Origin of the sequence: Rhodococcus sp. BP-316 (assembly GCF_019836105.1) — a bacterium.
Lineage (GTDB): Bacteria > Actinomycetota > Actinomycetes > Mycobacteriales > Mycobacteriaceae > Rhodococcoides.
Genome location: NZ_JABUEE010000006.1, coordinates 287,253 through 309,460, shown reverse-complemented (window position 1 = coordinate 309,460; position 22,208 = coordinate 287,253). Strand labels below are relative to the sequence as shown.

The window sequence follows — 22,208 nt, the reverse complement described above, 5'->3', positions numbered from 1 at the left end:
GGAATGGTCTCAGGTGCTCCCCGCAGCGCCGCCACCGCCACCCGCGCCGGCCCCGGACACCGTGCCGGCGCTGCTGTTGGTCGAGGTGAACACCGAGGAGAAGACGACCCAGTTCAGCAGTGCCGGGTCCGAGGCGTGCAGTGATCCGGACGGTGAGGCGAAGGCACGCAGCGTCGTTCCGCCGTCCGCGTCCGTGGCCGCCTCGAGGCGCTTCGTGAACGTGGAGCCGAGCCCCAGCGCGACGATGTCGGGCAGTGCGTCGTCCAGATCGAGCGAGGAGTCGTGGTCCTTTCCCGACTGCTTCAACCCGTCACGGTAGGCCTCCCAGGGACGAGCGGCGTCGAGACCGGCAGCCGAGAATCGTGAGTAGGCGACCGTCATGACGAGGCCGGCGATCAGCAGGATCCCGCCGGGAATCGCGGCGACCAGCATGATCGGGGCCCCGGAAGCAGCGACCACGCCTGCGCCCACCATGACTGCACCGCCGAGAAGTGCCAGTCCGACCAGACCCCAGCGTGGTCCGGCCGTACCGTGGCGCACCCACCCGTTCGCCTCGAGGTGCGCGTCGACGACGGCCTTCGTCGCGCCGTGACCCTGCGCGAGCTTCGTGAGCGCGGCGCTGTCCACCACGTCGACCTCGGCCTTCTCGGACAGCATGGTCCAGACGGCGTCCTGCACGTCGCCGCGTACCTTGCCGCGGTCGAGCAGTCGGACTCGGAGCGTGTCCTTGCCACGTTTCTTCGACCCGGAACCCGGCTCGGACTCGAGAGCCACTGCGTCGGCCGCCGCGAGCGCCAGCAGCGTGGCCGGCACCGCACTCGCCTGCGCGCTCCGATGGACCAGAGCCGTGACGATCGCGGGATCGGTGGTGTGATCGGGTCGGTAGGTCGTCGGAGGCTGCGCCGACACCGTGGGCCGCGAACGGCGACGGTAGATCTGCGCCGCGCCCGCGGAGCCGACCAGCACGACGGCGAGACCGGTCCACGGGAGCCACGTCGACCCCGGCCCGGCGGCGAACTCGTCGAGCGCCGTCACCGGTGGCCCGACCAGGATGGAGGACTCGAGCCGGTCGATGCCGTTCGTCAGACTGCCCGCGACGTCACCGTCGCGCAGCGGCGGCACCAGGGCGTCCTCGATGATCGCTTCCTGCTCGTCGCGGGGAACATTGCCGTCGTCGAAGGTGGAACCGAGGAAGATCCCGGCCCGAGCCTCGTCGTCGGTACCGGGCTCGCGGTTGATCAGGATGGCGCCGGCGACGTCCTGATCGACGTCCGCCGTCGACACCCACGCCCGCTGGAGTGCCTCCACCTGATCGAGGGTGTCGTCCGAGTCGGCGTCCAGCTCGCGGACGTACGCGACGACGTCGGCCCCGGTCTCGGCGCGGAGCGCGTCGAGTCGCTGCTCCAGCGCCTCGACGTCGGCCGGACCCAGCGAGTCCCCGGTGCGGTCGTACACGCGTTGGCCGACCGTGAGCCCGTCGAACTGTGTGGCACCGGAGCTGTCGGAGCAACCGGCGAGACCGAGCACTGCTGTCACCGCGATGAACGCGACCGCGAACCGGAACCGTGTCATGCCGTCATGATAGGCAGACTCGACGGTCCGGTATCGCGTGTCGCGTGTGGGTCAGCGGTTGTCGACGGCCTCGGCCAGCTCGCGCAGGCGCGGCAGCGCGCGGTCCGTCAGCAGCTGCTCGCGGGTGTCGGCCGAGACGGCCATGCTGTCCTTCCAGAGGGAGCGACCCGCCATCGCGCCGCCGGCGCCGTTCGCCACGGCGGTGCGCACCTGCTCGATGAACGTCTCGTGATCCACACCGGCGGACAGGACGGCCCACGGCACGCCGTTCGCGGCGGCGGTCACGGCGGCACAGGCTTCGGCCGATCCGGGGTACTGCAGCTTGAGCACCTTGGCACCGCACTCGACGGAGATGCGGGCGGACTCGGCCACGAGGGACGGGAAGCGCTCCGCGTAGTCGACGGCCGATTCGCCCTCGAGCCGGTACGTGAGGATCTCGACGATCAGCAGCAGACCCTCGGCCGAGCACGCCTTCACCAGTTCGGCGATCTCCTGGCCGACCCGCGAGTCCGCCGTCTGACGGTCGGGGCGCATGTACCACAACATCTTCGCGACATCGCCGCCCAGATCGCGCACCACGCGCGGGGTGACGCCGTCGACGAAGCGGGTGAACTTCAGGCCGTCCACGGTCTCGAATCCCGAGGCGTCCATCCCGACCACGAGCGCGGTGTCCCGCGACAACGTGCCTTCGTCGACGACGCGGGGGAGCGCCACCTCCGGGTCGAGCAGGATGGCGGGAGCGTGGTTGCCGAGGTACTTCACGAGATCGCCCTTGGCATCGGCGAGTTGGTCCTTCGAGATGGAGTCCGGACCGTCCAGGGCGTCGTTCATGACGGCCTTCATGCCGTTGCGCTGGTCGCCGGCCACGATCAGCATGTTGCCGTTCGCAGTGGAGATGGCGGCCATGCCGCGTCGTTCCAGTGTGGTGAGGTCGTTCATGTCGGAGCTCCTGTCGGTGGTGCGAGGTGGGGTTCGGTCGCTCGAGTCGAGCAGTCTGGAGGCGAACAGGGCTGCGCCGTAGGCGGTGTCCTGTGTTCGGCCGGAGGTGGTGATGTCGGGCAGGACGGCGGCGCGGGCGTCGCGGACGCAGGCCATGCTCGCCCAGCCACCGGTGAGGATGCTGCGCCGTGCGGGCGGGACCTCACGGTCGAGCGCGGCGACCAGCAGGGCCACCTCGTCGTTCCCGTGGAGCAGCACGGCGCGGAAGAGTTCGGCGGCGTCCACCCCGTCGGTCCGGATGGTCAGTGCGAGCACACCGTCGTCGTTGCGTGCACCGGAGACGGTGACACCACCCTCGGCGACGGATCCCGCGGACGGCAGTGCCTGCACGCGCTGGTCCAGCCCGTCCCGCCCGGCGCGATCGGTGATGTCGCACAACTGCAGTGCGCGGCGCATGAGCAGTCCCGACTTCACACCGGCCACCAGCACGTACTTGCCGGGCACGACGTGGCGGACCGAGTTGATCAGGTGCTCGGCCAGTCGCGCGCGACTGGCCGCGGACGGTGGCGTGTCCAGGACGCGCAACAACACCTCCGCGGTACCCATCGAGACGAGGTAGGTGTCGTCGGCGATGTCGCCGCCGGACACCGCGGACACGAGGTGGTCGTGGCCCGCGACCGTGAGGGCGGCCCCGCGTACGAGCTCGGGAAGCCATGGAGCCGAGGCGAATCCGAGTTCGGTGCCGGCAGCGACGAGGGGCGGGAGGAAGGTGTCGTCGACACCGAGGTGCGCCAGCATGTCCCGCCAGGGGGCGCCGGTGTCCTGGTCGAGCAGCCCCGTTCGCGACGCCAGCGAGTACTCGCTGACAGCCCGTCCGCCGAGAGCGGCGACGACGAACGCGGGCAGATCCAGCCATCGGAGTCCGGTGAGGTCCAGTCCGCCGGACTGCAGATGCAGGATCTTCGCCACCGAGACCTGCACCCCGAGAGGGATTCCCGTGGTCGCTGCGAACGCGACCCGCAGCGGCTCGGGCAGGGCGGCGACCTGCTCCCCGCCGCGCGGGTCGAACCACGCGAACGACGGCGCCACGACCTCCAGCCCTGCGTCGACGAGGAAGCCCGTCTCGCCCATGCCCGAGACGGCGACGGCATCGAGCCGGGCGTTCGGATCACCGGTGACGTCCGGCAGTCGGCGCGCGACGATCTCCACCAGGTGACGCACGGTGTCGAGGAGATCGTCCGCCGCCATGTCGGTGGTACCGCCGGCCCCGTGCGTCCAGGGAGTGGCGAGTTGCTCGATCAGGACCTCGGAACCCGAGGAGTCGCTGACGAGGATCTTGATTCCGGTGCTGCCGAGGTCGAGACCGGCGACGAGGGACATGCTCACGGGCGGTACCGCTTTCCAGCGCTGGGGGACTGTCGATTCGGGGGAGCGAGATGCGAGCTGCGCTCGACGAGAGTCGTGTCGGAGAGGCCGGCCACGGCGTCGAGGGTGGGATCGTCGAAGCGCAGCAGCAGACGGTCGAACGCCGCGGCTCCGATCTCGTACGGGTTCTGGTCGATGCAGGTGACGGGCGGATCGACGGCGTCGGCGAGAGCGAAGCTGCCGAACGACACCATGGCCACGTCCGTGCGGTGGATCTCGTGCAGGACCGACACGACGGCACTGGCGTGGCGGGCGTTGGAGACGAACAGCGCCGTGGGGGGTTCAGGGAGGGCGAGCAGGTCGAGCACCACCGGGCGCACCGCGTCCGGTGACGGCGCCACTTCGGGAATGCCGTCGCCCGGGGCGCTGAGACCGTGCTCGGTGAGGACGTCGACGTACGCGTCGCGTCGACGTTGCGCCGTCTGCAGTCGCGCATCGTGACCGACGAGGGCGATCCGCCGGTGCCCCGCGTCGACCAGCACCCGGACGGCGCGTCGAGCCGCCGAGTAGTCGTCGACGGTGACGGAGTCGAAACCCGGGATCGAGCGGTCGACGGTCACCACCGGCAGGGTGTGGCGGCGCGGGGTGAGGAACGACGAGTGATCGCCGACGGGGGCGAGCACGATGCCGCGCACGTGTTGACCGGCGAGGCGGGTGAGTTGCGACAGTTCGCGCTCGGGATCGAACCCGGTGCTGCCGACCATGACTCCCATGCCGCGATCGAGCGCACGCTCCTCGATCGCGCGTACCAGGGAGGCGAAGAAGATGTCGTCGATGGAGTCGACCACGATGCCGATGGTGGTGCCGGATCCGGACTTCAGTGATCGTGCGGCGGAGTTGGGAACGTAGTTCAGTTCCGCCACCGCCGCTTCGACGCGCTCGCGCAGCTCGGGGAGCACCGTGTCGACACCGTTGACCACGCGCGAGACAGTCTTGAAGCTGACGCCTGCCAGTGCGGCGACGTCCTTGATGCTGGCGCGGTGGGTCACGGGAGAACTCTCGATAGAGGGTGGGTGGCGGTCCGGCATTGCTGCGAGACAACGTTGTCTTCTATGATCGTCATCGTGCACACCTCCTGTCAAGAGATCGCGTGGAACAGCGGCCCGCACGTGGTGATCGCCGGGGTCGCCGGCAGTGGCAAGTCGACCCTCGGAGCAGCGGTCGCCCGTGATCTCGCAGCGCCGTTGCTCGACCTCGACACCCTGACGGCGCCGCTGCTCGACGTGCTGAGTCCGCTGCTGGGCAGTGGACACTGGAACGACTCCGGCGACGCGGCGCCCCTGATCCGTGCCGGTCGATATTCCGTGATGCGTTCCGTCGCAGGAGAACTGACGTCGGTGGGCGTGCGGTCCGTGATGGTCGCGCCGTTCACCCGCGAACTGCAGGGTGGTGACGAGTGGGCGGCTCTTCTCGAGTCCGTGGCCCCTGCGCCGGTGGTCGTCGTCCATGTCGACGGCAGCGAGGCGTTGCTCGCCCGGCGCCGCGCGGACCGCGGTCTGGACCGGGATCGCCACCGCGCCGACACGCCGCACTCGAGCCCCACGGTCCCGCATCTGCGCGTCGACGCGTCTCTGACCACCGCGCAGCAACTGTTCCGTGTCCGCCGGGCGCTGGGACTGGTGTCCCCGCCCGCGGACCGGGGTGGTGTCGTCGGGCGGATGTTCGACGCGATGCTGTTCGACCTCGACGGCACTCTCGTCGACTCCACGGCGGCCGTCGCGCGGTGCTGGGCCGAGGTCGGCGGCGAGTACGGATTCGCGGTCGCGGACATCGCGCACGGAATGACGGCGGCGGAGTCGATGGCGCTGCTTCTCGGCGACGTGGAGGGGCCGGCAGCGGCGCTGCGGCTCGGTGATCTGGAAACCCGCGACGTGGCCGACGTGGTCCCCACTCCCGGTGCGCTGGAGTTGTTCTCGGCACTGCCCGCCTCGCGGGTGGCGATCGTGACGTCGGGTGCACCCCCCGTGGCGCACGCCCGTCTCGCAGCGGCGGGTCTGGCCGCACCCACCGCGATGGTGACCTCTGCGGACGTGGCACACGGCAAGCCGGACCCGGAGCCCTATCTCCTCGCGGCGCGCACGCTCGGGATCGATCCGAGTCGCTGCCTGGTCGTCGAGGACGCGCCCGCCGGAGTGCTGTCGGCACGGGCCGCGGGCTGCACGGTGATCGGTGTGGGAGGCACGCACGACCGAGCCGACCTGGACGCGGACCTGCAGGTCGACACCCTGGATCAGCTGACGGTCACCCTCGCCGAGGGAGGCGTCACCGTGTCACTGCGGTGACGCGGCGCCGTCGGGGAGCGTGCACGATTCCCTCTCGATCAGCTCGACTCCGAGCACGTTACGGCGGCGGTAACGCCGGCGCGGGTTCTCGATGCGTCCGAGAATGCGATCGATCGCTTGGAGCCCGAGTTCGGCTGGGTTCTGGTCGATCACGGTGACGGGCGGGCACAGAGCGTCGGCCAGCGGGAAGTCGCCGAAGCCGACGTACGCGGGGCGCGTCGCTCCGCGCTTCTGCAGTTCGGGCACGCACGCCATCGCGGTGCGGGCGTTGGACAGGAACAGCGCCGTGGGCGGCGCGGAGGAGTCGAGCAGTGTGCGCATCGCCTCCCGTGCCTGATCGCGGCCGAGGACTCCGGTGACGACCAACGTGTCGTCGTACTCGATCCCGTTGCTCTCCAGCGCATCTCGATACCCGGAGAGGCGGTTGAACGCGGTGCTGATGGAGATGTCGTCGCCGACCAGAGCGATGCGCCGGTGGCCCCGATCGAGAAGATGGGTGGTGGCCGTCCAGGCACCGCCGTGATCGTCGTCGACGAACGTGTCGGCGGTGAGCCCGGAGGGCGCGCGGTCCACGAACACGGTGGGGGTGCGCTCGGCCCACCGCTTGAGATAAGCGTGATCGGTACCGATGGGCGCGATCACCAGGCCGCTGAGTTGTCTGCGCAGGAGCGATTCCACCAGTGAGCTCTCGAGGGACGCGTCGTGACCGAGGCTGGTCATGATGACGGCCATGTCGTGCAGCCGGGCTCGGTTCTCCACCGCACGCGCGATCGACGCGAAGAAGGGATCGTCGATGTCCGGAACGGCGACCCCGATGGCACCGGTGTGGCCGGCGCGGAACGACGTCGCGATGGTGTTGGGAACGTAGTTCAACGATTCGAGCGCCGCGTTGACCCGAGCGCGAGTCTCGGGATCGACGTGCGGATCGTCGTTGTAGACACGGGACACCGTCTTCGCGCTGACGTTGGCCAGTGTCGCGACATCCTGCATCGTGGTCATCGGGCCACCTTCTTCGTACGTGCCGGGACAGTATGACGGGTCAGCGGCTGGTGTACCCGCCGTCGACCGGAAGAGACACCCCGGTGATCATCGAGGCGTCGTCGCTGAGCAGGAACGCGATGGGGGCCGCGATCTCGGCCTCGGTGGCCCACCGACCGAGCGGCATCTGCGACAGGAACGGGCCCTCGATCTCCGGGCGCCCCCAGTAGAAGGCGGACATCTCCGTCATGACGACGGTGGGATTGACGCTGTTGACCCGGATGCCGTGCTTCCCGAGTTCGAGTGCCGCGACGCGAGTGATGTTGTCCAGGGCCGCTTTCGAGGATCCGTACGAGATGTGTCCGGGGAGCGCTGCGAGCGATGCCTGGCTCGAGACGTTGACGATGGCCCCGGCTCCGGCGGCGATCATCGCGGGAGCCGCGTACTTGATGACGAGGAGGCTGCCGCGCGCGTTGATGGAGATGACCTTGTCGAAGATGTCGATGTCGGTGTCCTGGGGGGTGGCGATCTCGCCGCCGAAGCCGCCGCAGTTGACCACGCCGTAGAGCTCGAGGCCCGACAGGGCCTCACGGATGCTGTCCTCCGACGTGAGGTCGAACGGCAGCGGACGTGCGCCGGTCTCCTCCTGCAGAGCAGCGAGCGCGGCCTCGTTCCGTCCGGACGCGATGACGTCGGCGCCGTCGGCGACGAGGCGCCGCACTGTGGCGGCGCCGATACCGCCGCTGGCCCCGGTGACGAGGATCGTGCGGCCGCTGAACTTCGACGGGGAACTCTGCGACATGTCGGTTCTGCCTTCTGGGGAGTCGTGGGTGTGGCGGTGATGCGATGTCATCGATGTCATGACCTCCGTTGCGGTGGTCCATGACATCGATGACACGGACCGTACGTCACCGTGTGCAATTCTGCGCCCGATTGCCGAGAAACATCGCTGAACTGCGCTGATCCTTCTCTCGGGAGTGACCTCCACGAATCGGGGAGGCTCGACCGATCGGTGCCCATGTCACCGGTGACATGAATTTTCGCGAAACGCGTGACACGGCGAGTTGCGTGGGTCACACTGATCCGCATCGCGATGCGGCTCGGGCCGCACGACGACCCGCCCCCACGATGGTCGGGTCGATCGAGTTCCGCGATTCGACGAGGGACGGACATGTACGCAGCTTCGAACGACGCCGGCACGCCGGACGGCCGCGAGGACCGTCGGCGCTACGCGCCGGCCGATCTCACCGAGATGGTGAGCCACCTGGCGTCCGTGCTGCGCGACGGATCCGGCGGTCGCCGGCTGCTGGGTGTCACCGGTGCACCGGGCGCGGGCAAGTCGACCTTCTGCGCACTGCTTCAGGCGGAACTCGGTACCGACTCCACGCTGGTGGGGATGGACGCGTTCCACCTCGCCGACGAGGAGCTGATCCGGCTCGGGCGCCGTGGACGCAAGGGTGCGCCCGACACCTTCGACGTCGACGGATACGTCGCGCTCCTGCGCCGCCTGCGGAACCAGACGGCGGAGACGATCTATGCACCGCGGTTCGAGCGGTCGATCGAGGCCGCGATCGCCGGCGCCGTCCCCGTGCAGCGCGACACCGCGATGGTGATCACCGAGGGCAATTACCTCCTGCTCGACGACGGCGGGTGGGACGCGGTGCGCTCGGAGCTCGACGAGGTCTGGTACCTCGACGTTCCGACGACGGTGCGCGCGGAACGACTCGTGGCCCGACACCGACACCACGGCAAGTCGCGTGCGGACGCCGAGCAGTGGACCCGCGACGTCGACCTCCGCAACGCGGAGATCGTGGCCGCGGCGGCCCGCCGCGCCGACCTGATCATCGAGGTGCCGAACGACCCGCTTCTCGCACCCGCTCACGACACCGACTCATCACGCGACACCGACTCATCCGAGGAGCTCTCATGAGCAACCACCCCGACGGCGCCACGCCCGTCCTCGAGGCACGCGGGCTCTCCCGCAGCTTCGGGAACGTGCGCGCGCTCGACGACGCCGATTTCGACATCTACGCGGGCGAGGTGGTCGCACTCATCGGCGACAACGGCGCCGGCAAGTCGACGATGGTCAAGGCGCTGTCCGGCAGCCTGGCGCTGGACTCCGGCGAGATCCTCTACGACGGCGTGACCGTCGACCTGGACAACCCCACCGCAGCAGCAGATCTGGGCATCGAGACGGTGTTCCAGGACCTGGCGCTCGCTCCGCACCTCAACGCGGCCCAGAACATGTTCCTGGGGCGCGAGATTCCCGCGGCGGGCCTGCTGGGCAAGCTCGGCTTCCTGAACACGGCCGAGATGCGCACGCAGTCGCGTGCGGCGCTCGACGAACTGGGGGCCACCGTCCGCAGCCTCACCGATCCGGTCGGAGCCATGTCCGGTGGCCAGCAGCAGGCCATCGCCATCGCCCGCGCCGTGGCCTGGGCCAAGGGTGTGGTGTTCCTCGACGAACCCACCGCCGCACTCGGCGTGGTCCAGACCCGCAACGTGCTCGACACCATTCGTCGAGTGGCCGACAAGGGCGTCGCCGTGGTGTTCATCAGCCACTCGATGCCGCACGTCATGGAGGTCGCCGACCGCGTCCAGGTATTGCGCCTGGGCAAGCGCGTCGCGACGCTCGATGCCAAGAACACGACCATGGAAGCACTCGTCGGCGCGATGACCGGCGCGACGGTGGGAGCCGCGAGATGAGCAATCAGACCTTGCCGAAATCAGCGGGATCCTCGGCCCCCGAACCGTCGTCGAGCGGCAGCTCGTTCGATCTGCGGAGCAGCCTCGCCGGCCTCGCCCGTGTCCAGGTGTTCCAGATCGTCATCGTGCTGCTGGCGATCAGCATCCTGTTCTCGATTCTCGCGCCGAACAGTTTCCCCGAGTGGGGCAACATCCGGCAGATCATCCAGAACGTCTCGATCCTCGCCGTCCTCGGCATCGGGATGACGTTCGTCATCGTCACCAGCGGTATCGATCTCTCCATCGGCTCTGTCCTGGTCTTCTCCGGCGTCGTCGCCGCGAAGGTGATGCGGGCCGTCGGCGGCGAGGGCTGGAGTGTGGCCGTCATCGGCATCCTCGTGGCCGTCGCCTGCGGGCTGGCGTGGGGGCTGCTCAACGGGTTCCTCATCGGTATCGCGAAGGTGCCTCCGTTGATCGCGACGCTGGGGACGCTCGGCGGCGCACTGGGTCTCGCCCAGGTCATCACCGGTGGTGTCGACATCCGCGACGTGCCGCCGGTGCTGGTCGACACGATCGGCTACGGCAACGTGCCCGCGACCACCATCCCGCTCATCTCCTTCATCGCCCTGGTGTTCGTCATCGTGTTCGGTATCGTGCTGCACCGCACAAGGTTCGGCCTGCACACCTTCGCTGTCGGGTCCAAGGAGCAGTCCGCCCGGCGCGTCGGCATCAAGGTCGACCTGCACCTGATCAAGGTCTACGCGCTGTCCGGCACGCTCGCCGGTCTCGCGGGCATCCTGTCGCTCTCGCAGTACGGCACCACGGCCATCGCCGGCCAGTCGCAGACCAACCTCAACGTCATCGCCGCGGTCGTCATCGGCGGCACCAGCCTCTTCGGCGGTGTGGGCACCATGTTCGGCACCGTCATCGGACTCTTCATTCCCGCCGTGCTCCAGAACGGCTTCGTCATCGTCGGTGTGCAGCCCTTCTGGCAGCAGGTCGCCGTCGGTGCCGTGCTCATCGCCGCCGTGTACTTCGATCAACGCCGCCGAGCCGCCGCCACCCGCGGGGCGTCGACGTCCTCACTGAAACGACTGTGGGCTCGAAACCCCTGACGTACCACCGTCGCTCGGCCTCATCGCACACTCCACTCACCACGCTCGGCCTACCGGAAAGATCACTCACCCATGCGTACATCCCGGACCGTCGCCGCCGCTGCGCTGGCAGCCGCGTCACTCTCCACCTTCGTGCTCGCCGGCTGTTCGTCCGACTCGGGCGGCGGTGAGAAGAAGCTCGCGTTCATCCAGGGCGTCAGCGGCGACGAGTTCTACATCAGCATGCAGTGCGGCATCCAGGACGCCGCTCAGGCCGCCGGTTACACGGTCGACGTCCAGGGTCCCGCCAAGTTCGACCCGACCCTGCAGAAGCCGATCGTCGATTCGGTCGTCGCCTCTCGTCCCGCCGCGATTCTCATCGCCCCCACCGACGTGTCCGCGATGCAGGCACCGCTCGACGCCGCCGCGCAGGCCGGAATCAAGGTCGTCCTCGTCGACACGACGCTCGAGGATCCGTCGAAGGCCGTGTCGGCCATCTCGTCGGACAACGAGGGCGGCGGCGCCGAAGCGTTCAACGCGATCGAGGGGTTGAACCCGAACGGCGGCAAGGTCATCGTCATCTCCACCGACCCCGGCGTCTCCACCACCGACGCCCGCGTCAAGGGATTCGAAGATGCGGCCGCGGGCAACTCGGCCTTCCAGTACCTCGGAGTGCAGTACAGCCACAACGATCCGGCCGAGGCCGCTCGTCTGATCTCCGCCGCCATCGCCAAGGATCCCGACATCGTCGGTGTCTTCGCCACCAACACCTTCGCCGCGGAGGGCACCGCGACCGGCGTCCGCCAGACCGGGAAGCAGGAGCAGGTCAAGATCGTCGGCTTCGACGCCGGCCCCGCCCAGGTGAAGCAGCTCCGCGAGGGAACGGTCCAGGCGCTCATCGCCCAGCAGCCGGCCACCATCGGCACCGACGGCGTCGAGCAGGCCGTCGCCTCGCTCGAGGACAAGCCCACCGAGAAGGACATCTCCACCGGATTCCACGTCATCACCGCGGACACGATCGACGGCGACGGCGCGCAGTACGTGTACAAGTCGGCCTGCTGACCGGCCGTCCCCAGCTGCGGTGGCGCTCTTCTGTCTCACCGGCTCGATCCCGGTGAACGGGAGCGCCACCGCGTTCCACGTCGTACCACTCGAAAGGCACCGCTGCCGTGACCATCTCGATCCAGGACGCCCTCACCGCACCGCCTGCGGGTGTGACGGTTCCGCGTCATCGAGTGGACGGCTCGACCCTGGTGTGCGGCATCGTCCACATCGGTGTCGGCGCCTTCCATCGAGCGCACGAGGCGATGTACGTCGACCGGTTGCTCGCCGCGGGGCACCTCGGCTGGGCGATCTGCGGTGTCGGTGTCATGCCCGCCGACGCGGCGGCGCGTGACACCGCCGCTGCCCAGGACCAGCTCTTCACCCTCAGCACGGTGCATCCGGACGGCGCGGAGGACACCCGCATCGTGGGGTCCATCGCCCGCTACCTCTACGCGCCGGACGACCCGGATCTCGTCGTCGCGACGCTCGCGGCACCCACCACGCACATCGTCTCGCTCACCATCACCGAGTCGGGCTACGGCATCGACGACGCGACCGGTGCCTTCGATCCCCGGGACGACGCCACGCGCCACGACCTCATGTCTCTCGACGCGCCGGTCAGCGTCCTCGGGTTCCTCACGGTGGCACTCCGCCGTCGCCGCGACGAGGGCACCGCGCCGTTCACCGTCATGTCGTGCGACAACATCGTCGGAAACGGTGCCGTGGCCCGTGCCGCGCTGGTGTCGTTCGCCCGTCACCACGACGGCGCGCTCGCCGACTGGATCGACGACTCCGTCGCATTCCCGAACTCGATGGTGGACCGGATCACCCCTGCGACGTCGCCGGCCGTGATCGACTCGGTGCGCCGCCGGACGGGCATCGACGACGCCTGGCCGGTGCGGTCCGAATCGTTCGCGCAGTGGGCCCTCGAGGACGACTTCTCCGACGGGCGGCCACCGTTCGAGGACGTGGGCGTCCAGGTGGTCACGGACGTCGCGCCGTTCGAGCGGATGAAGCTCCGACTCCTCAACGCCTCCCATCAGATGCTCGGGTACCTCGGTGTGCTGGCCGGGAAGACGTTCGTGCACGAGGTGATGGCCGACCCCGACCTCGGGGCCTTCGTGGCCTCCTACATGCGCCACGAGGCGGCGCCCACCGTGGGACTCGTTCCCGGCGTGGACCTCGACACGTACATCGACGATCTGCTCGCACGCTTCGGCAGCCCGGCCGTGCAGGACACGGTGGCGCGTCAGGTGGTCGACGCGACGTCGCGCATCCCGAAGTTCGTCCTGCCCGTCGTGCGGGACAGACTGCGCGACGACCGGTCGATCGATCACGCGGCCCTGATGCTCGCGGCGTGGTGCGCATGCATCGAAGGAGGAGTGGCGCTGCCCGACCGGGCGGCGGATCAGCTCCGCGCACTGGCGCGGGCCGACCACGACAGCCCCGGTGCGTTCCTGGCCCAACCCGACGTCTTCGGGGACCTGACGACGAGCGTGCGACTGCGCGTGGCGTACCAGCGCGCGAAGCGTCGGCTGCAGGACGACGGACCGATCGGGACGGTCCGGCTGCTCGTGGCATCACCGGTCTGACGCCGGACCCACGACCCCGTCGTGTCGTGGGCCTGCACCCGCGTTCCGGCATCGTCGACGTCGCCTCTGTGCCGACCTCGAGCGGACGTGATAGAACTATCTATAACGAGGTTCTGTACCTCGCGACGGCTCGTGCACCACGCCTCGATCACCGGTCATGCATCTCGCTCGGGTCGAGGCGCGTGCTCGGAGTGCTCGGTCGTTCCTCGACGGAAGGCGCCACATGTTCAGCGAAACACGCAGTGAGTTCGCCCCGCACGGTCCGAGCGTCGACGCGCTGATCGCGTTGGCGAGTATCCCGGGCGCGGAATCGTATCTCGCACCCGGGGACATCGACTACAGGTCGTGGAATCACGTGGGTGACCCGCTGTGCGAGGCGCTGATCCACGTGATGCGCGAACGCAAACTGATGGGTGGCGACATCTACGCGAACGCCAGAGAACTCGAACGAGGGGGCAATTCGGAGGCCACCGCCTTCTTCGCCGACGTCGAGGCCATTCCGAGCTGGCTCGATGTCGATTCCCTCAGGATGGGTGCGCGGATGGGACGCCGCAATCCGCTGGGCATGTTGTTCGGGATCCACGGGGCCTTGCCCATGACCTACCTGGATCCGGCCACCGCGGAGGTGATGTCGTCGACCGGTCGCCTGGCCGGCGGAGGCGATTTCCGACGCCGTTTCTGGGAGACGGCAACCGGTTTCGTCGGAGCACTCGACGTGGACGGGATGTTGCCGGGTGGCGATCGGTGGATCATGTGGATACGAATCAGGTTCATGCACACCATGATCCGGCTGGGAATCCATCGCAGCGCGAGGTGGCCCCGATACGAATCGGGAACGCCGATCAGCCAGATGGCCACTGCCGGTGCGACGTACATCTTCGGGCAGTACCGGGTCAACATCATGGAGTATTTCGGGGGAAAGGTGACCCCCGACGAACGCGACGGCTTCGCGCTGATGTGGCGCTGGGTGTCGCGCATCGAGGGTGCGAACAATCAGCTGCTCGGGCGAGACCACGCCGAGGAGATGGCGATCCAGATGCGAATCCACGACACCCTGTTCAGTGAGAGTGACAAGACGAAGACCTTGATGCGCGACGTTGTCGAGGGCACAGCATCGATGGCCGCTTTCGGAAAGTCGACATGGCTGAACCACGCGGTGGCGCGGCAGGTTCTGCAACCGTCGATGATAGCCACGTTCCCCGGTGGCGATGCTCGGGACGCGTTGGGCCTCGAGCCACGGCCCACGGCGGAGGCGGTGGTGCGACTGGGGGCGGGCGCGCTACGAGCAGTGAGTTCGGTGACGAGGCTCCCGGGAGTGCGCCGTATCGCCGAAGAGGGCGGATTCCGACTGTTGGAGAGTTCGCTGGAACGCGGACTCGACGGCGTCCGAGCCGACTATCGCGGAACGGCGGTGGCGGGACGACCGACCGACGAGTGACGACGTCGTCGGCATCCATCGCGGCGCAGCAGCGCACGCAGGATGCCGACGACGTCGCCGTCGATGTCCGGTCCGAGAGTCAGGCCGACGCTGTGTCGTACGGCGACGGCTTGTTCTGCCGCGCCCACGTCTTCTCCGCGTCCGAGAACGGCGGCGGTGGTGTCATGCCGTCGATCATCCAGCTCTTGAAGAGTCCTTCCACAACCGCTGTCTCCCAGCGCAGCCCACGATCGTCGACGAACGGTCGGACGATCCCGGCGAAGCTCTCTCGCATCAACGAATACAGGTCGTCCTCGGTCATCGTCGTGCCGAGCTTCTCGGACAGCTCGTGCATGTTGCGGGCGACATGAACCACCTCGATCAGGACGAAATCGTCTGTCGGTTCACCCCCGAGGAAGAAGTTCTCGGGATCGAATTCATGGAAGACGACGCTGGTGTAGAACTTCGGCAACCCGACGACGTCCAGGTAGAACGACGTGATGCTGTCGGCGAACGCCTTCTTGTCGTCGGCGGTGTACACATTCTTCGCGGTCCTGATGTTCCAGAGCGGCATGCTTTCTCCTGTGGGTCGGTTCGATTCCAAGGTGCGACTCGCACACCGAACTCGCCCGCCCCCTCGCGGGCGAGTTCGGTGGTTGTCGATCCTCCGGGCTGATCTCGCCGTGGTGCGTATTTTCAGCTGTCGGCTGTCACGCTCGAGTCCACGAGTTCGATGCGTACCGGGACATTCTTGTGCCACGGATTTCCGAAGAACTTGTCACGTCGCGTGACCGTGGTCAGCGTGTTGAGCGGCACCCCGACCACGGTGTCTCCGTTCTCTCCCGGGTAGGAGACACCCATGCCGTTGGGCAACGACACGTGTCCGGGTTGCATCATGTCGCTGATCTCCACCGTCGTTGTCGCGATGCCCGTCTCGGTGATCAGACGCACGACATCACCTGTATCGACAGCGAGATCAGCGGCGTCCTGCGGGCTCATGCGCAGCGCCCCATCTTTGTCGCGTCGACGCCACTCGGGGTCGCGAATGATGACGTTCGCAGTGAATGCCCGTCGCTCACCCGCCGACAGGATGAACGGAAACTCCTCGCTGGTGTAGCACGGTTCCTCGGCGTCGAGCAGGCGTAGCTCGTCCATGAGCTCCGGGATCGCGACGTGGATCTTCTTGTCCTCGTGGCGAATGTAGGACCAGGCGTCGGAGTAGCGATCCTCGGTGAAGATCACGCCCTCGCGGCGATCACGGATCGCTTCGAACAGCTTTTCGCCCTGTCCTTCACCGTCGTGGGTGAACCCAGCCCGCCGTACCGCGTCGGGCTGTGCAATGGCTGCGAGATGGGCAAAACTCCAGACGAGTGATTGTGCCTCGTCTCCCGGAGCGAATGTTGCGCCCAATGTGCGGTAGACGAGGTACGGCACGATTCCGGCGAGTTCGGGCTTCTGCTCGATCGTCGAGAACAGCGCGAGGCTGTAGGCGGATCGACCCACCCGCGCGGACGCCGTCAACGACGCGATGATGCCCGGATCCACGAGGTCGAGCCTGTCCATCAGAGCGGCGTAGATCTCCGGCTCCGATCGGGTGCCCGGCATCGGCGGCATCAAGGGGTGACGCATCTGAAAGGTGTTGTGCGGGAAGTGCAAAGTGAACAGTGACGCCTCGTACTTCTCGAACTGACTGGCTGCTGGCAGCACGTAGTCCGCAGCCCTGGCGGTCTCGGTCAGGGCGACATCGATGACGACGGTGAGGTCGAGGCTGCGCATCGCCTGCCGGAAGCGCTCCGAATCGGCCAACGAATGCAAGGGATTCGACGATTCGATGAACATCGCACGAAACCGATCCGGGTGATCGGTCAGAATCTCGTCCGCGATGGAGTTGGCCGGGATCAAGCCGGCCATGATGCGCGCGCCGGTCACCGGGGTCACTCCGGCATCACGGTCCACGTTGCCGGCGAGTCGTGCTATCGGATCGGCCGCTGCCACCGACACCGACGGGAAGAAGAAGTGCAACGCGGATCGGGCAACGTTCTCGGCCACCTTCCCGGAGGTCGCATGCCCGTCGAGGCGAGAGAAGACCGCGCGCATCGCGGCAGCGCCGTGACGCATCGACTGGAGTCCGACAGCGCGTCGCGCCCCGGAGAACCGCACCGGCTCGTCCCGTTCGATGGGGAACCACGGCCCTGCGAGCGGAAAGATCCACGAGTGGATGTGCATGCCGCCGGGCTTGGCGAAGTTGCCGGTCAACACCCAGAGCATCTTCTGCAGATAAGAGCATACGGTGCTGTTGGGGGACTGCTGGATACCCAGATCCTCGTACGTGGCGACACTCTTCGCTCGCGCGATGCGGCGGGCGGCTGCACGAATGTCGTCCTCGGGCACGCCGCATCGTCGGGCGTAGTCGGTGATGTCGATGTCGCGGAACAGCTGCAGAACTTCGTCGACCCCGACCGCATGGGTGTTCAGCCACTCCGACGCGATCAGGTTTTCCTGTACGAGGGTGGCGTCTAGGGCGCCGAGACACCAGACGTCGGTCCCGGGCTTGATCTGCAGGTGATGGTCCGCCATCGCTGCGGTCTCGCTCTTCCGGGGATCGATCACGATGATCGCCCGGTCGGGGTCCCGCGCCAATTCCTTCAAGGTGGGTCGGGCCCGGGCCATGCCGTGCGACTGCCACGGGTTCTTGCCGATGAACACGGCAACTTCGGAGTTCTCGAAGTCGCCCGCCGTGTGGGCGCCGTACAGGTGCTTGTCGACGTACGCTTCGCTGGTCTTCTCCTGGCCGAGGGCGTTCGACATGTACTTGCCGCCCACGCCGTTGAACAGCGCGCGGCCGTATCCGCCACCGAGGTGGTTGCCCTGACCACCGCCACCGTAGAAGAAGATTCGCTCACCGCCGTGTTCGTCCCGCACGGCAGCCAGGCGAGCGGCGATCTCGTCGAGGGCTGTGTCCCAACTGATCTCCTCGAACGTGCCGTCGGGACGTCGGCGCAGCGGGCTGTCGATCCGGTGAGCGCCGTTCTGATAGCGATCGAGGCGTAGCGGCTTCTCGCAGCTGTATCCCTGTGAGTTGGGATGGTCCTTGTCGCCTCGGATCTTGGTCAGCGCCCGGCCCTCGAGCAGTACCTCGATGCCACAATTGCACTCGCACAGAATGCATGCGGTCTTCTGCCAGTCGGCTGGTGTCGCGTCCTGCGTCATGTCGGGTGATCCCTTCGCGTCGTGTGAGCGATCGTACATAACAAAGTCATGTACGGGGGGATCCGATCGGAGATCCGACCGACAAGACGTGCGGACGATGGGTACGATGACCAGATGCATAACCTCATTATAAATTTGCGTCCCCTCCGAGTCGCCATCGTGGGAGCGGGACCGGCCGGGATCTATGCTGCGGACGCGCTGATGAAGTCCGACACGGCCTCGGAGCGTGGCGTGTCGATCGATCTGTTCGAGCGGATGCCCGCGCCGTTCGGATTGATTCGCTACGGCGTGGCACCGGATCACCCGCGCATCAAGGGCATCATCACCGCCCTGCACAAGGTCCTCGACAAGCCGCAGGTCCGACTGCTGGGCAACGTCGACTTCGGCACCGACATCACCGTGGATGATCTCCGGTCGCTGTACGACGCGGTGATCTTCTCCACCGGTGCAACCGAGGACCGCGCGATGGACGTCCCCGGCATCGATCTCGACGGATCCTTCGGTGCCGCGCAGTTCGTGGCCTGGTACGACGGACACCCCGACTTCTCTCGTACCTGGCCTCTGGGGGCGGAGAAGGTTGCCGTCATCGGCGTCGGCAATGTGGCGTTGGACGTCGCGCGGGTGCTCGCCAAGACCGCCGACGAGCTGCTGCCCACGGAGATCCCGCCGAACGTCTACGACGGGCTCGCGGCCAACAGAGCCGTCGAGGTGCACGTGTTCGGGCGTCGCGGCCCGGCCCAGGCCAAGTTCACGCCGCTCGAGTTGAAAGAGCTGGACCACTCCCCGACGATCGAGGTGATCGTCGACCCCGAGGACATCGAGTACGACGAGGGGTCCGCGGTCGCGCGACGCGCCTCCAAGATCACCGATCAGGTTGCCACGATCATCGAGAACTACGCGATCCGCGAACCCGGTGACCGTCCGCACAAGCTGTTTCTGCACTTCTTCGAATCACCCGTGGAGATCCTCGGCGCCGACGGCAAGGTCATCGGTCTGCGCACCGAACGCACCCGACTGGACGGGAGCGGCAACGTGACGCCGACCGGCGCGTTCACCGACTGGGAGGTCGGTGCGGTCTATCGCGCGGTCGGGTATCTGTCGGACGATCTGCCGGGAATCCCGTTCGACACCCTGGCCGGGGTCATCCCCAACGAGGCCGGACGGGTCGTCGACGAGGGCGCCCACCTGACCGGGCTCTACACGACGGGCTGGGTCAAGCGCGGACCCATCGGCCTGATCGGGCACACCAAGGGCGACGCCAACGAGACCGTCGAGTGCATTCTCGACGACATGAGGGCCGAGTCGCTGAACACCCCGGACACACCGCAGGAATCCGCCGTTCTCGAGCTCCTGGAATCGCGCGACGTGCAGTTCACCACCTGGGACGGCTGGCACCGACTCGACGAACACGAACGTTCACTGGGCCGGGCCGAGGGCCGCGAACGCATCAAGGTCGTCGAGCGTGACGACATGCTCGCCGCCGCCGAACCCGACAAAGTGTCCGCCCGCCGACGTTCGTGACGGTCGACCACGCCGGATGCTCGCTAGGGTTGTGACTGCTGTCGTCGCTTCCACCATCGCACGGCTTGCTTCGCGCCGGCCACGGAGAGATCGCGGGGGTATCCCATCCCGACGAAGTGGTTGACCGCCATCGGTTGCAAGATCGTGGCCACGGGATCTGTGAAATCCGCGAACTGCCCGCTGATTTCGAGCGTGACGAAACCGTGCACGAGACTCCACAGTTCTGCCGCCATCTGCTCTCCGGCGATCGGCGACACCCCTGTGCGAGCCAGGTCTTCGCATGTCGCGGCCAGGACGGCATATGCGGGCCCGAACCCTTCGCTCGACATCCGATCCGTCGATGCGACGTATCGGTACGTGCCTCGCGTGGACAGGCCGAACATCATGTCGTAGAGATGGGCGTTGCGTCGGGCAACCTCGTGGGTGGTCAGTGCCATTGCGAACAACCGTGCGCCCGGGTTCATTCGTGCCGCTGATGCGGCGAGCAGCGATGTACGAAGGTCGGCGTATCCGCGGATGACGACCTCCCGCAACAGTTCCTGCAATCCGCCGAAGTGGTGATAGATGGTGATCGTCGAGACGCCGGCGCGATCGGTGATCGTCCGCACCTTCAACTCGCTCGGACCGGCATCGGCCAGCAACTCCATCGCCGAGCGGATGAGCCGCTCGCGGACGGGTTCGTCGTCGACGCTCCCGACGAGGGACGTGTGAGCGGATGCCATGAGTCGATCGTTTCACATTGCGGCGGGACATCCCGCCGACGGCACAGGGGACCGTTGCAGGGTGCGCGGCAGACAGTGTCTGCTATAACTTCATTATGCCCCTCACCCGCCCGTACCCGACGCGCTCCGTCAACAAGTCGGCCGTCCTCGCGACGCTCTGTCTAGCGGTATTCGTGGTCAACGTGTCGACGACCGTCGTCAACATTGCTTTGCCGACCCTGGTCAGGGAGCTGGGGGCCAGCACCCGGGACCTGCTCTGGATCGTCGACGCGTTCAATCTTGCGTTCGCCGCGCTGGTGCTGGCGGGTGGATCGCTCAGCGATCGATTCGGTCGTCGTCGGCTCCTGCTGCTCGGACTCGTCATCTTCGTCGCGGCATCCGCAGGCGGAGCGCTCAGCGGCAGCCCCGGCGTACTCGTCGCCTGGCGCACACTCGCCGGTGTCGCCGCTGCACTGGTTTATCCGGTAACGCTGTCGATCCTCGCCAACGTGTTCACCGATCGGACCGAACGGGTGAAAGCTCTCGGGTTGTGGGGAGCGGCCACCGGCCTTGCGGTGGCCACCGGTCCGGTCGTCGGTGGTGCCCTGATCGAGCACTTCTGGTGGGGATCGATTCTCGTCTTCAACGGCATAGCTGCGGCGTTCACGCTGTTCTTCGCCGCGCGCTTCATCCCCGAGTCGCGCGACCCCGCTACGCCGCCGCTCGACTACGTCGGCCTCGTACTGTCGACCGTCGCACTCGGCACGCTCGTGTACTCGATCATCGAGGCACCCGACCGCGGATGGGGCTCGCCACCTACCGTGATCGGCTTCGTGGTGGCTGCGGTGGTGTCGACGGTGTTCGTCATCCACGAGATCCGGAGCGACCATCCCATGCTCGATATCAGGTTGTTCGCGAACATGCGGTTCACCGCCGCAAGTGGAGCGGTCACCGGCGGATTCTTCGCCCTGTTCGGCTTCATCTTCCTGGTCACCCAGTACTTCCAGTTCGTGCGCGGGTACGGCGCTCTGGAGACCGGCGTCCGAATCCTGCCGGTCGCGGGCTCGATCGCGGTGGCAGCGCTCGTCGGGCCTCGGATCGCTGTCGCAATCGGCACGAAAGTGGTCGTCGCTTTCGGATTGTTCTCTCTCAGCGTCGCATTCGTGTGGGCGTCGACTCTCTCTGCCGACGCCGACTACTGGGTCATCCTGCTTCAGATGCTCCTGTTGGGTGGCGGCATCGGACTGACCGGCACGCCGGCAACCGAAGCGATCATGGGTGTGGTGTCACCGGACAAGGCCGGCATGGGGTCGGCGGTCAACGACGCCACGCGTGAGCTCGGCGGCACCCTCGGCGTCGCGGTGATCGGATCGGTCGCACTGTCCGCGTATCGCGATCATCTCGATGTCGGATCCTTTCCCGAGCCGCTGCGGGAGCCCGCGAGCGAATCGGTCGGCGCGGCACTCTTCGCTGCCGACAGGGCGGCGGAACTGTTCGGTCAGGCCGGTGCCGATGTAGGCGCACGACTGACAGAGGTCGCAAGGGTGGGCTTCGTCGACGGAATGTCGCTCGGATGCATGGTCGCGGGAGGCGTGACTGCCGCTGCTGCCGTTCTCACCCTCATTTTTCTGCCTGCCCATCCCGTCGCGCACGATGACATCGATGCCGAACTACCCGGTCCGGACGACGCGACGGAGAGCACGGTCGCTCGGGGCAGCGCTCGCTGAACCGCTGCGCAGAAGCACGAA

At 67.4% G+C, this 22,208-nt stretch carries 17 protein-coding genes; 9 read left to right on the top strand and 8 right to left on the bottom strand.

Annotated elements, in window-relative coordinates; all coding sequences use genetic code 11:
* Positions 1-9: 9 nt before the first annotated feature.
* The 3 genes from HQ312_RS14115 to HQ312_RS14105 are packed head-to-tail and all read right to left on the bottom strand — an operon-like array spanning position 10 to position 4,925.
* A complete protein-coding gene (locus HQ312_RS14115; protein ID WP_222638958.1) occupies positions 10-1,572 on the bottom strand; it encodes a TPM domain-containing protein in 1,563 nt (520 codons plus the stop codon).
* Positions 1,573-1,623: 51 nt separating this feature from the next.
* Positions 1,624-3,891 (bottom strand): FGGY family carbohydrate kinase, encoded by a 2,268-nt coding sequence (locus HQ312_RS14110; protein ID WP_261782326.1) that lies wholly within the window; start codon positions 3,889-3,891, stop codon positions 1,624-1,626.
* 2 nt (positions 3,892-3,893) lie between these two features.
* A complete protein-coding gene (locus HQ312_RS14105; RefSeq protein ID WP_222638956.1) occupies positions 3,894-4,925 on the bottom strand; it encodes a LacI family DNA-binding transcriptional regulator in 1,032 nt (343 codons plus the stop codon).
* Positions 4,926-5,000: 75 nt separating this feature from the next.
* On the opposite strand from HQ312_RS14105, the gene HQ312_RS14100 reads away from it, so the two are divergent.
* Entirely contained in the window at positions 5,001-6,218 is a 1,218-nt protein-coding gene (locus HQ312_RS14100) for an HAD-IA family hydrolase (protein ID WP_222638955.1), read from the top strand.
* On the opposite strand, the gene HQ312_RS14095 is transcribed toward HQ312_RS14100, so the two are convergent.
* Both HQ312_RS14095 and HQ312_RS14090 read right to left on the bottom strand, forming a co-directional pair.
* Positions 6,207-7,217, bottom strand: a complete 1,011-nt coding sequence (locus tag HQ312_RS14095) for a LacI family DNA-binding transcriptional regulator (RefSeq protein ID WP_027506670.1) — start codon at positions 7,215-7,217, stop codon at positions 6,207-6,209. The two genes, HQ312_RS14100 and HQ312_RS14095, sit on opposite strands and share 12 nt — an antisense overlap.
* A gap of 40 nt (positions 7,218-7,257) precedes the next feature.
* Entirely contained in the window at positions 7,258-7,998 is a 741-nt protein-coding gene (locus HQ312_RS14090; RefSeq protein WP_027506671.1) for an SDR family oxidoreductase, read from the bottom strand.
* Positions 7,999-8,367: 369 nt separating this feature from the next.
* Between HQ312_RS14090 and HQ312_RS14085 the strand changes: the two genes are divergently transcribed.
* From HQ312_RS14085 to HQ312_RS14060, 6 genes are all read left to right on the top strand, one after another.
* Positions 8,368-9,126, top strand: a complete 759-nt coding sequence (locus HQ312_RS14085) for a nucleoside/nucleotide kinase family protein (RefSeq protein ID WP_222633323.1) — start codon at positions 8,368-8,370, stop codon at positions 9,124-9,126.
* Positions 9,123-9,902, top strand: a complete 780-nt coding sequence (locus HQ312_RS14080) for an ATP-binding cassette domain-containing protein (protein ID WP_027506672.1) — start codon at positions 9,123-9,125, stop codon at positions 9,900-9,902. The genes HQ312_RS14085 and HQ312_RS14080 overlap by 4 nt, the downstream gene beginning before the upstream one ends.
* Positions 9,899-10,996 (top strand): ABC transporter permease, encoded by a 1,098-nt coding sequence (locus HQ312_RS14075; RefSeq protein WP_222638954.1) that lies wholly within the window; start codon positions 9,899-9,901, stop codon positions 10,994-10,996. Before HQ312_RS14080 ends, HQ312_RS14075 begins: the two co-directional genes overlap by 4 nt.
* Before the next feature lie 72 nt (positions 10,997-11,068).
* Positions 11,069-12,037: an ABC transporter substrate-binding protein gene (locus tag HQ312_RS14070; RefSeq protein WP_056443334.1), complete on the top strand. Its 969-nt coding sequence runs from the start codon at positions 11,069-11,071 to the stop codon at positions 12,035-12,037.
* A 107-nt stretch (positions 12,038-12,144) separates the two neighbouring features.
* Positions 12,145-13,611: a mannitol dehydrogenase family protein gene (locus tag HQ312_RS14065; RefSeq protein WP_222638953.1), complete on the top strand. Its 1,467-nt coding sequence runs from the start codon at positions 12,145-12,147 to the stop codon at positions 13,609-13,611.
* A 223-nt stretch (positions 13,612-13,834) separates the two neighbouring features.
* On the top strand, positions 13,835-15,049 hold the full coding sequence (locus tag HQ312_RS14060; protein ID WP_222638952.1) for an oxygenase MpaB family protein: 1,215 nt from the start codon (positions 13,835-13,837) through the stop codon (positions 15,047-15,049).
* Between the two features lie 79 nt (positions 15,050-15,128).
* On the opposite strand, the gene HQ312_RS14055 is transcribed toward HQ312_RS14060, so the two are convergent.
* Complete coding sequence (locus tag HQ312_RS14055; protein ID WP_222638951.1) at positions 15,129-15,602, bottom strand: tautomerase family protein; 474 nt, start codon at positions 15,600-15,602, stop codon at positions 15,129-15,131.
* A gap of 122 nt (positions 15,603-15,724) precedes the next feature.
* The gene (locus tag HQ312_RS14050; protein ID WP_042575296.1) at positions 15,725-18,238 is read right to left on the bottom strand and encodes a molybdopterin-dependent oxidoreductase; all 2,514 of its coding nucleotides are present in this window, start codon (positions 18,236-18,238) and stop codon (positions 15,725-15,727) included.
* A gap of 114 nt (positions 18,239-18,352) precedes the next feature.
* Between HQ312_RS14050 and HQ312_RS14045 the strand changes: the two genes are divergently transcribed.
* Complete coding sequence (locus HQ312_RS14045; protein ID WP_222638950.1) at positions 18,353-19,759, top strand: FAD-dependent oxidoreductase; 1,407 nt, start codon at positions 18,353-18,355, stop codon at positions 19,757-19,759.
* Positions 19,760-19,782: 23 nt separating this feature from the next.
* Here HQ312_RS14045 and HQ312_RS14040 read toward each other — a convergent pair whose 3' ends face one another.
* Positions 19,783-20,481: a TetR/AcrR family transcriptional regulator gene (locus HQ312_RS14040; RefSeq protein ID WP_222638949.1), complete on the bottom strand. Its 699-nt coding sequence runs from the start codon at positions 20,479-20,481 to the stop codon at positions 19,783-19,785.
* Positions 20,482-20,576: 95 nt separating this feature from the next.
* Here HQ312_RS14040 and HQ312_RS14035 point away from each other — a divergent pair, with 95 nt between their 5' ends.
* A complete protein-coding gene (locus tag HQ312_RS14035) occupies positions 20,577-22,187 on the top strand; it encodes an MFS transporter (RefSeq protein WP_222638948.1) in 1,611 nt (536 codons plus the stop codon).
* Positions 22,188-22,208: the final 21 nt, after the last annotated feature.

Excerpts from the sequence above, each read along its gene's own strand:
- HQ312_RS14090 (WP_027506671.1), bottom strand. The coding sequence starts at position 7,998 with ATGTCGCAGAGTTCCCCGTCGAAGTTCAGCGGCCGCACGATCCTCGTC.
- HQ312_RS14110 (WP_261782326.1), bottom strand. The coding sequence starts at position 3,891 with ATGTCCCTCGTCGCCGGTCTCGACCTCGGCAGCACCGGAATCAAGATC.
- HQ312_RS14070 (WP_056443334.1), top strand. The coding sequence starts at position 11,069 with ATGCGTACATCCCGGACCGTCGCCGCCGCTGCGCTGGCAGCCGCGTCA.
- HQ312_RS14035 (WP_222638948.1), top strand. The coding sequence starts at position 20,577 with ATGCCCCTCACCCGCCCGTACCCGACGCGCTCCGTCAACAAGTCGGCC.
- HQ312_RS14050 (WP_042575296.1), bottom strand. The coding sequence starts at position 18,238 with ATGACGCAGGACGCGACACCAGCCGACTGGCAGAAGACCGCATGCATT.
- HQ312_RS14045 (WP_222638950.1), top strand. The coding sequence starts at position 18,353 with ATGCATAACCTCATTATAAATTTGCGTCCCCTCCGAGTCGCCATCGTG.
- HQ312_RS14095 (WP_027506670.1), bottom strand. The coding sequence starts at position 7,217 with ATGACCACGATGCAGGATGTCGCGACACTGGCCAACGTCAGCGCGAAG.
- HQ312_RS14115 (WP_222638958.1), bottom strand. The coding sequence starts at position 1,572 with ATGACACGGTTCCGGTTCGCGGTCGCGTTCATCGCGGTGACAGCAGTG.
- HQ312_RS14075 (WP_222638954.1), top strand. The coding sequence starts at position 9,899 with ATGAGCAATCAGACCTTGCCGAAATCAGCGGGATCCTCGGCCCCCGAA.
- HQ312_RS14060 (WP_222638952.1), top strand. The coding sequence starts at position 13,835 with ATGTTCAGCGAAACACGCAGTGAGTTCGCCCCGCACGGTCCGAGCGTC.
- HQ312_RS14085 (WP_222633323.1), top strand. The coding sequence starts at position 8,368 with ATGTACGCAGCTTCGAACGACGCCGGCACGCCGGACGGCCGCGAGGAC.
- HQ312_RS14055 (WP_222638951.1), bottom strand. The coding sequence starts at position 15,602 with ATGCCGCTCTGGAACATCAGGACCGCGAAGAATGTGTACACCGCCGAC.
- HQ312_RS14040 (WP_222638949.1), bottom strand. The coding sequence starts at position 20,481 with ATGGCATCCGCTCACACGTCCCTCGTCGGGAGCGTCGACGACGAACCC.
- HQ312_RS14080 (WP_027506672.1), top strand. The coding sequence starts at position 9,123 with ATGAGCAACCACCCCGACGGCGCCACGCCCGTCCTCGAGGCACGCGGG.